The following is a 2077-nucleotide window of genomic DNA, read 5'->3' as shown; positions in this document are numbered from 1 at the left end:
CTGGGTGGCGTTCTTCGCCGCGATCCAGCGCACCTCCATCGCCTTCGCCACCATCGTCTACCATGTGCAGCCCTTCTGGGTGGTGCTGGTCGGGGGCGTGCTGTTCGGCGAACGCATCAGCCGGCAGAAGCTGGGCTGGATCGGCATCGCCTTCGCCGGGCTGGTGCTGGCGACGGGGATCGGCCTCGACCCCGCCGCCGCTGAACCCGGCCGCCTGGTCGGCGCCGGCCTCGCCGTCCTGGCCTCGCTGCTCTACACCGGCACGGTGCTGTCGACCAAGGCGCTGCGCGGGGTGCGGCCGCATCTGACGGCGATGATCCATGCCACCACCGGCATCGTGCTGCTGGCCCCCTTCGTCGCCTTCGCCGCGCTGCCGGCGACACCCGGCCCCTGGGGCTGGCTCGCCGGGCTCGGCATCGTCCACACCGGCCTGGTCTATGTGCTGATGTATGCGGCCTATCCGAAGCTGCCGACCCCCGTCATCGCCGTGCTGGCCTTCATCTATCCCGCGGCGGCGATCATCAGCGATTGGCTGGTCTATGGCCATCGGCTGGGGGTGGAGCAGGCGGCCGGCATGGGGCTGATCGCCCTGGCCAGCCTGGCGGTGACCCTTGGCTGGCGGCTGTGGCCAGCGAGGCGGGCCGTGGTGGCGGCTGGGGAGGGCTGACCTCAGGGGGGATGTCTCAGCACGGATGACGTGGCATTTGACATCTCCTGCGAATAAGTTCATGATTTGTTCTATGGATAAGCCGCAGCCCCCCACCGCCGCCCCAACCGATCCGTATCTGGATCTCGCCGAACGCCATCTGCAGATGCTGAAAAAGCTCAGCGAGATGGGGATGGACATCGCGAAGGCGACGCAACAGCAGGCGAAGGCTGCCCTTGCGGCCGGAGACATGGACACCGCGTGTGAGTTCGCGGACGCCTTCACGGGGGTTTTCGACGAGGTGCGCCGGATCGTGGCGCTGCAAGACAAAATCGCCAGAGATGCCCGGGCACGCCGTCAGGCGGTCGAAGCCGAACGCGCCAGCCGTGCCGCCGTGACCAAGGCCAGTGTGACCAAGCCCACCGTGACCAAGGCCGCCGATACCAGGGACAACACCCGCAAGCCCACCGAAGCCACGATCATCCACTGGCCGATCCGACCGACCCGCCACTAAGCGGCTTCCCGTCCCGATCGCACCGTATCGTCCGGCGAGGGCTATCGCAGATCCACGATGATGGATTATGGGAAGGGGCCGACTGAGCCCCACCCGGAGAGCCTGCGATGACCGCCGAAACCGCATTGCCCGTGGCCGCCGAATGGTTCGTCCGCCGCGACATGGGCGGCGGGCTGTCCCTGATCGTCGAACCGCATTGCGACGTGCTGATGCGGGCCAACATCTGGCACCTGCGCGGCCGCGATCATGATTTGCTGATCGATGGCGGCATGGGCGTGGCGCCGCTGCGGCCGGCCTTCCCTGAATTGTTCGAGGGCCGCGACACCATCGCCCTGGCCACCCACACCCATGCCGACCACATCGGCGCGATCCATGAATTCGAGCAGCGCTGGGTGCATCCGGTCGAGGCGGCGACGCTGGCCGCGCCGCGCCCGGCCTCGCTGATCTCGGCGGATATTCCGGCGGAGGCGAGGCAGCGCTTCCTGACGGCGGGCTATCCGCCCCTGGGCGCGGCCCTGGTCACCGCCGTGCCGCATGAGGGCTACGACCTCCGCGGCTATGCCCTGCGCGGGGCTGAACCGACCCGGCGGATCGAGGCGGGCGAGAGTGTCGATCTCGGCGACCGGCGCTTCACCGTGCTGCATGTGCCGGGCCATTCGCCCGGCAGCATCGCCCTGTTCGAGGAGGCGACCGGCACGCTGTTCGCCGGCGACGTGATCTATGACGGCCCTCTGCTCTACAACGGCCCAGGCATGGATATCGGCGACTACGTCAAATCCTTCGCCCTGCTGCGGTCGCTGCCAATCAGCATCGTCCATGCCGGCCATGACGACAGCTTCGGCAAGGCCCGGCTGGACGCCATCATCGACGCCTACATGGCCCGCTGGCGCGCCGAGGGGCTGGTCGGGGGCTGAGGG

The 2077-nt window shown here is 68.4% G+C and carries 3 protein-coding genes; all 3 read left to right on the top strand.

What is annotated here, in order from left to right:
* Positions 1-667 (top strand): DMT family transporter (locus AC3XYG_RS35810; RefSeq protein ID WP_489144670.1); only part of this gene is annotated, 667 nt, incomplete at its 5' end.
* A gap of 73 nt (positions 668-740) precedes the next feature.
* A complete protein-coding gene (locus AC3XYG_RS35805; protein WP_489144669.1) occupies positions 741-1160 on the top strand; it encodes a hypothetical protein in 420 nt (139 codons plus the stop codon).
* A 107-nt stretch (positions 1161-1267) separates the two neighbouring features.
* A complete protein-coding gene (locus AC3XYG_RS35800) occupies positions 1268-2074 on the top strand; it encodes an MBL fold metallo-hydrolase (RefSeq protein WP_489144668.1) in 807 nt (268 codons plus the stop codon).
* The last annotated feature ends 3 nt before the right edge of the window (positions 2075-2077 follow it).

The sequence above is a fragment of the Inquilinus sp. genome (genome assembly GCF_057815775.1).
Note: the sequence above shows the minus strand (reverse complement) of the source record. Positions and strands in the feature narration are given on the sequence as shown.

Bases quoted from the DNA above. Each gene is read 5' to 3' on its own strand.
- AC3XYG_RS35800 (WP_489144668.1), top strand. From the start codon at position 1,268: ATGACCGCCGAAACCGCATTGCCCGTGGCCGCCGAATGGTTCGTCCGC.
- AC3XYG_RS35805 (WP_489144669.1), top strand. From the start codon at position 741: ATGGATAAGCCGCAGCCCCCCACCGCCGCCCCAACCGATCCGTATCTG.